6 protein-coding genes and 3 pseudogenes are annotated in these 7,107 nt (G+C 30.7%); 2 read left to right on the top strand and 7 right to left on the bottom strand.

Going from position 1 to position 7,107, the window contains the following annotated elements:
• From AC1DJR_RS13075 to AC1DJR_RS13065, 3 genes are all read right to left on the bottom strand, one after another.
• Positions 1 to 596 (bottom strand): sporulation delaying protein family toxin (locus tag AC1DJR_RS13075; protein ID WP_477002768.1); only part of this gene is annotated, 596 nt, incomplete at its 3' end.
• Positions 597 to 631: 35 nt separating this feature from the next.
• Positions 632 to 1,594, bottom strand: a complete 963-nt coding sequence (locus AC1DJR_RS13070; RefSeq protein WP_429688665.1) for a sporulation-delaying protein SdpB family protein — start codon at positions 1,592 to 1,594, stop codon at positions 632 to 634.
• Entirely contained in the window at positions 1,579 to 2,139 is a 561-nt protein-coding gene (locus AC1DJR_RS13065; protein ID WP_429688666.1) for an SdpA family antimicrobial peptide system protein, read from the bottom strand. Before AC1DJR_RS13065 ends, AC1DJR_RS13070 begins: the two co-directional genes overlap by 16 nt.
• Before the next feature lie 173 nt (positions 2,140 to 2,312).
• Between AC1DJR_RS13065 and AC1DJR_RS13060 the strand changes: the two genes are divergently transcribed.
• Positions 2,313 to 2,594, top strand: a complete 282-nt coding sequence (locus tag AC1DJR_RS13060) for a DUF3784 domain-containing protein (protein ID WP_429688667.1) — start codon at positions 2,313 to 2,315, stop codon at positions 2,592 to 2,594.
• A 235-nt stretch (positions 2,595 to 2,829) separates the two neighbouring features.
• Here AC1DJR_RS13060 and AC1DJR_RS13055 read toward each other — a convergent pair.
• Positions 2,830 to 2,982, bottom strand: a pseudogene (locus tag AC1DJR_RS13055) (TrmB family transcriptional regulator); the annotation flags it as partial.
• A 372-nt stretch (positions 2,983 to 3,354) separates the two neighbouring features.
• Positions 3,355 to 4,013, bottom strand: a pseudogene (locus tag AC1DJR_RS13050) (IS6 family transposase).
• Between the two features lie 214 nt (positions 4,014 to 4,227).
• Between AC1DJR_RS13050 and AC1DJR_RS13045 the strand changes: the two are divergent.
• Positions 4,228 to 4,833: a sporulation delaying protein family toxin gene (locus AC1DJR_RS13045; RefSeq protein WP_429688668.1), complete on the top strand. Its 606-nt coding sequence runs from the start codon at positions 4,228 to 4,230 to the stop codon at positions 4,831 to 4,833.
• Positions 4,834 to 5,367: 534 nt separating this feature from the next.
• Here AC1DJR_RS13045 and AC1DJR_RS13040 read toward each other — a convergent pair.
• Positions 5,368 to 6,076, bottom strand: a pseudogene (locus tag AC1DJR_RS13040) (IS6 family transposase).
• A gap of 434 nt (positions 6,077 to 6,510) precedes the next feature.
• A partial coding sequence (locus tag AC1DJR_RS13035; RefSeq protein ID WP_477002767.1) for a sporulation delaying protein family toxin occupies positions 6,511 to 7,107 on the bottom strand: 597 nt, incomplete at its 5' end.

Below are 7,107 nucleotides of genomic sequence, written 5' to 3'. Positions count from 1 at the left end.
TTGCTAACTCCCTCTTGAGGTGCACCCCAGAATTCGTACTGGTTATAAACATATACGTAATTAGCCGCACCAACATTATTGACAACTCCAAGTGAGATTCCTAAAGCCGCAGTTTGTACAGCAGCTGCCGTTACATAGAAAGTATAAAATGCTACACAACGTCCCGTACCATCATTTTTTTGAACTTCTTCTTTTTTTGTTAACTTAGCGTCCAAACTTTCTAATGCCTTATCTAAAATAGTTCCACCTTTTTCAAAAGCATTATTGATTTCCAATGAATTTTTTGTATCTATAGCGTTCTTTAATTCATTAAAATAATTGGAATCAACAGATTTCATTTCTACTACAATTGCATCAATAACTTGCTTTTGCTCTTTTGAATTAGATTTTGCTAACAATTCTTTTGTCCATATTTGAGGGAATGATTTAGCAACCTGGCCTTCACCAAATATAACTCCTCGAAAGATTTCTTCTCCGGTAAATTTCTTGCTAGTTTGGGCATTTGCGATTGAAGGACCGTTAAAAAACGATATACTAGTGACAATCATAGTAACTAATGTTAAAATAGATAATATTCTTTTAAATTTAGCTTTCATTTTCTTTTTTTCTCTCCCTTTTTTTTGATAGTTTGCTAAGAAATCTTTTCTGAAGTTTTTTCATTAACCACCCCCTTAAGTTTTAAAGGTACGAAGATTTCTTTAGCCTTATATAATGATTTTATGGGTTTTTCAGCAGGCCTTAAATATAGAATTAAGACACCTGTCATCACCATTGAAAAGCTAATCAACCCAAGCATAACGGCAATTGTTTCATGCATTAATAATGCAAGAGTTAAGTAATATTTCCAATGTTTTTTAGGTGCTACTAAAGCTGCAAATAACATAATCTGTAGAACCATTGTCCCCCATGTTGCCATTGCAACATATTTTGAAGTTAAAATGGGAGATATTAAATTCAGTAATACATTAGGAAGTCCTAGCATATGATCTTGTAAGAAATAATATACTGCTGTTCCGTTAATCCATTCTGAATTTCCTAATTTAGCTATGGTAGAATGCAGATATAATATAGCTACTTGAATTCTGATAGCCCATATTGTGACTAATGCTATAATCCTATATATGTAACTTTTTGTATCTAAAACTTTATTGTCTGGTTTATACCAATGCCATTTTCTATTGTCTGTTAATGTAAGTGGTATTAACATAAAAGTAATAACTGCGGCTACTTGTTCGCCTCCATCTATAGTTGTTGCTGCTGTTTGGAAACTATAAGCTATATACCAATGAACAATTCCTGTATATCTAGGTCTCCAGCCAGATGCTATAATCAGTAGTAGAATAACAAATATCCATTTTATTATTGTTAAATTTAAATAGCTATTGGAGACTAAACAGAATGCGCTATAGGTATTTTCGCAATTTGGAAAATCGCTATTGCCAGCACCTGGTCTAAAAAATATTTCAGTTCTATTTAATCCTAAAGTTAAAGCTGTTGACAGAGCTATCAAAGTTCTAGCTAGCCCATATACATTTGTCCAAGGGTTATTGTTATTAACCCAATTTAATAGATTATTACTTATTTTTTCGAACATATTGAATTCACCTTCGTTATTTTAGATGGCATAACTATTTCTTTGTTCTTACTCCATGCCCAAGGAACAGGTTTTTGTAAAATAATCCCGTATTCCCCACATACAGTAGCATTTTTTGTTGGATTATTAATTTTTATAGGTTCTTTTATTTCTTTTAGGCAATTCGTAGGGTTTTTGCTACAAGAATTCCACTGTTCTTTTTTAACGCCTTCCATTAATAGACCAACTTCAATTCCTTGAGAACGACCTTCTCTTTTTAATCCAAACATATTTACCGGCATATTATTGGGCCATTTAGCGGCAGTTTTTCCCGTATTTGGATCAACAAGATTTATCATTTCTTCTCTAGGGTCCTTACTATAAAAACCCCATCCTTGTGGGATTGTATTGCTAACTAGTAATTTATTTTTTGTGCTTACTGAAAAGGTACTGCCAGGTAACACGGCGATAATCGAATAAAGAAAGAAAACAAGCCATATTAATGAAATTGTAATAAAAATAAGTACACCATAATTTAATGTTTTTTTTGATATGTGCGGTTGCAAACAAAAAGCTCCTTTCCTTTTTAGTTTTTTGTAAATTGATAAATCTCCAAAATTAACAAAATATGTTTATTTTTCTCTATATTTGTAATAATATACTATATATACGACATACACAATACAAATTGTGTAAAATTGTCAAAAAATTTTTTTTTTTGAAAATAAGGAGGTTTTTTATGTTCATAGCTCAAATTTGTGTGATATCTGTTGCATTATTTCTTATAGTCATGGGGATTTTTCTATTGAATAAAAAAGGGTATAGATTCATTGCAGGATATTCTCCAGAAAAAGTAAAAGATCATGATAAGTTTGGAAGAGTTAATGGTATTTTTGTAATTATTGCTGGTGTTTTAGCGATTGCATATGCTTTTTTTATTGATATTGTTCCTAGTTTTGTTTTCATAATTGTTCTGTCTGTACATTCAATTGTTATGATAATAGCTAATCAAAAGTTATAAATTCGAAAGGGATTCGACTATGCGGAGATTCAGCGGAGATACTAATAAAACTAAGTCATAGGCGTATTTTTATTCCTAGTTAAATAATTATGAATAAATTTTATCAATAAAAATCCGGTTTCTGAATTCTTCAGAAATCGGATTTTTTAGTTCTTCTAGTATAAAAAGGACATAAAAACGTTAAATAAAGGGGGAGCTTCGCTCTGTAGTAATCTATTTTTCCAAATGGTCTTTGAACACTACGCTCTTCAAATGATGCTCCATAAATTATCTCTTTAGAATCTATGGACACAATAAACCAACTTTCTGTAGATGGAGGTTCAGTAAAAGGCATGCTTCGATGGATTTCTAGGTTTCCAATTGGCTTTTCGATATGTAGTGTGATGCCTTATACTTGGTGCATACTATAGTTTTAAAGACTTATTTAATAATAGACTAACAGAAAAAAATACCGAATATTAGATCGATTTAAACAACAGACTGTACAACTCTTGTAAATGCTTCCAAAATTGCAGAATTTGTTATAAATCAAGGCTTCTATGTTGAAGTGACTACAGCAGTTAATTATGCAGGTTACTTAAAATACAAACGGGCTCTAGAAAATAGAATTATTATACCTGTTTGTGGTACAGGAATTAAATCAAAATAACTGCGATAATAAACTAGTGTGCATTTTTTAATGGGACTACCACTTTTTGAATTCTGGTACAAAAATCATTTAATAGAGACGTAGAATCTATACAGTCCCTTCAATTCTAGATTATGATGGAATTCTAAACAAATTATGTACAAATTCAATTTCATCTTGGATAGACTTCACCTGTTAGTAAAGTTGTCCTTTCTTCAGCATATACATGGTTTCGGTGCCACCTAATATAGAGATCGCTATCTTAAATGACTTGAAYCCYAACATMGAGCGCACRCGTTTTTTAATAAAACGATGGTCTTGTTCCACTATATTATTAAGATATCTAACTTGCCTTAGTTGTATGCCTTTAGGCATATGTTTCTCTTCATTCAACGCTTGTATCGCTACAGGATAAGCATAGTTCTTATCTACTGTTATCACACGAGGTTGAGAAGCGCATGCAAAAGCCAATGCTTTCTTGAAAAAGCAATTGGCTGCTTGTTTATCTCATGATTTACTTAGATAAAAGTCAATGGTATTACCTGCGGAATCTACAGCATGATATAAATACATCCATTGGCCTCTTACTTTGATATAGGTTTCATCAACTCTCCATGATCCATTTGTTGATTTAAGATGATATCGTACTTTCTCTTCTAATTGAGGTCCATATTGATGTACCCATTGCATAATTATTGTGTGAGTTATTAATAATCCTTATTCTTCTATCATCCCCACCAGATTACGAAATCAAAATTGTACCGCAGCTACCATCTTACTGTTAATAAAATTAGTTCAGGCTAATAATGTTTCCACTTGAACAAATTTTACTTTCCCATACTGATCACATCCTTTTTTAGAGTGCTAATATCAGTATTTCCCAATTCCAGAGATTAGTTGCATAATTATTACAGTTTTTGCACTAGAACCAGTTTACTTGTTTACATTTATTGTATAATATAGTAACGTTAATTAGTAAGAAAATTCTAAATTAGGAGTGGGGATATGGGATTAAATGTTGAATTTAAAAAGTTACTAGTATTATTTACAGCAGTAACTCTACTAATTACACTTTTAATGTTTTTTAACAAACCTTATAGTGTAAAAGCAGAAACAAAAAAAGAATTTACAGGTGAAGAAATTTATAGAGGTGTAGTATTTGGACAAGGAAAAGTTGCAAAGGAACTCCCTCAAATTTGGGATGTGAAGAAAATGCAAATAGCTAATTCAAAAGAGAATACAGAAGTCGTCAATAAAATTATTATGGAAATAAAAGCGAAGGATTCTATTTATTTTAAAAGATTAGAACAATCTATTAAAACGAAAGATTTTGTGGCAATAAAAAAAGAATTTGAATATGGTAGCATACTATTAAAAAATACAGTAGAAAATCTAAATTTTAATGTACAAACACAAAAAAATACTCAACAAAATGATATAGTAAACTCAGCACTCTCAAAAATACAAATAGTAGTATTGCCGGCAGTATTGCCAAATGGTATAGTATTGAATAATATTTCTAATATAGTAATATTCACTGGATTTGGAAATGAAAGTGAGCTTGAAAAGGAAAAATTGATTCAAGATATCTCTAATAACATTATTAATTAAAAAATGCGTGATTCGGATGAAAAAAATATAAGTATACTAGCAATAAAATTCTAAAAAATTCAATGATTTTTAATCCTAAATTATACTCAAATAGAAGCAAAACAAACTTTGTATGGATGAATTAGGAATAATCGAGCAGCTGTTTCTTTTTAAAGAAATAGCTGTTTCTATGTTTTAGGATTCCGGTGTGAAAAGAACTTAAGGAATATAGATGGTCCCCCTGTTGGAAAACAGTAAAATCACCATCCAGCACACAAAAACGAAATACCCACTCATCAACTTAAGAAATCAATTCACCTTCAAGATGATAAAGTTAGCTTCTTATTTGAAAAAGAGCGAGATATATTACTGAATTACATACAATAAAGATAAGGCTAAGAGCTTAAATAACTTATGCTATTAAAAATCATTTGAATATTCACGGTTATCTAACCACTATACGAGGTATCGTCACATCATCACGAAGCTAAGGGGTTCTGTTGCAAAAATCATTTGATAGAGACGTAGAACCTATACAGTCTATTCAATTCTAGTTTATGATGCAATTCCAAACAAATCATGCTCAAATTCATCTTCATTTTGGATAGACCCCTCTTGTTGGTGAAGTTGTCCTATTTTCAGTATATGCAGGATTTCGACACTACTCAATATAGAGATTGTTATTTTAAATGACTTGAATTCCAACATAGAGTGCACATTTTTCTTAATAAAATGATGATCTTGTTCCACTATATTATTGAGATATCTAACTTACCTTAGTTGTATGCCTTCAGGCATGTGCTTCCCCTCTTTCAATTCTTGCATCGTTAAAGTTTAGGCAGGATTCTTATCTACTGTTATCACACGAAGTTAAGAAACGTACGAAAAAGCCAATGCTTTCTTGAATAAGTGCTTAGCTTCTTGTTTATCTCTTGATTCACTTAGATGAAAATTAATGATATTCCCTTCGGAACCTACGGCACGATATAAATACATCCATTAACCTTTTATCTTGATATAGGCTTCATCGACTCCCCCATGAGTCATTTATTGATTTAAGATGATATCGTACTCTTTCTTCTAATTGAGACCTATATTGATGAACCCAGTGCATATTTATTGTGTGTTGTATTGATAATCCTTGTTCTTCCATCATTTCCACCAGGTTACGAGAGCTCAAATTGTACCTCAGGTACAATCTTAATTTTATTAAGATTGGTTCAGGCTGATAATATTTCCACCTAAATAAGTTTTGCTTTTCCATACTGATTACGTCCTTTTTTAAAGTACTAGCATCAGTATGTCCCAATTTCAGAGATGAGTTACATAAGGTCTTACATTTTTTGCACCAGAACCATTGGTGGACTTAGAAATTAAAGCGATTAGAAAAATGGGGAATAAAATTAAGATTACGAGGACGTATTTTTCGTTTAATAAAGAGTATATAAAAAGAAAGTTGAGGCTTAAATAAAATAATTAAGAGTGCATATAGATAGAAGTATATTCAGTTTATCATTAAGAAAAGTAAGAAATACAATTGTAATCCATAGTCTTTGTATTTCTTACTTTTTCTTCTCTTATAATACTCAAAAAAATATGGAGTTTCTAGTAAGAAAAGTTACAATATTAACATTCAAAGAAATGAAATTCTAATAACTAGTTAATACTGTTAGTTTGTACATAAAATTAAAATTTAGCTTAATAAGATAGTTGGTTAACAATATCCTGAATAAGTTTTTCCTGTTCTAACTTCTTACTTGTTTTAACATTAGCAAGAGCAGATACTTCAAGATTCTCCTTTGAACCAGCATACATTACGTAATATTTACTATTATCAATAAATGTGAACAGTCCCAAACCTGGTTTATTAAGGTATTTTGAATTGTTATTATCAAGTTTAAGTTTATCTATTGCTTGATTTAATAAATAACTTCCATTTTCAAATGCTTGACTTATTTCTAATGGTTCCTTTGAATTGACTGCCTTTTTCAAATTATTGAAGTAAAAAGGGTCACTTAATTTCATTTCATTAATAAGCTTAGTAGTAAATTCTAATGATTCCTTAGAGTTTACATTATGGATTTTTTCTTCATCCCATACTTGAGGAAATAACCTTGCAACTTTCCCTTGCCCTAATACCACTCCTTTATAAAGTTCTTCACCTGAATAATCTTTGTTTACTTCTGCATTTGTACTATTAGGACGATTGAAAAATACTAATAGTGTTACTAGTAACATTATTACCGTGACTAGTGTTAATAACTTTTTAAATTGAATATTGAATATCATAATCCT

The organism is Bacillus sp. 05T31 (assembly GCF_056396725.1).
Note: the sequence above shows the minus strand (reverse complement) of the source record. Positions and strands in the feature narration are given on the sequence as shown.

Excerpts from the sequence above, each read along its gene's own strand:
- AC1DJR_RS13070 (WP_429688665.1), bottom strand. The coding sequence starts at position 1,594 with ATGTTCGAAAAAATAAGTAATAATCTATTAAATTGGGTTAATAACAAT.
- AC1DJR_RS13060 (WP_429688667.1), top strand. The coding sequence starts at position 2,313 with ATGTTCATAGCTCAAATTTGTGTGATATCTGTTGCATTATTTCTTATA.
- AC1DJR_RS13045 (WP_429688668.1), top strand. The coding sequence starts at position 4,228 with ATGGGATTAAATGTTGAATTTAAAAAGTTACTAGTATTATTTACAGCA.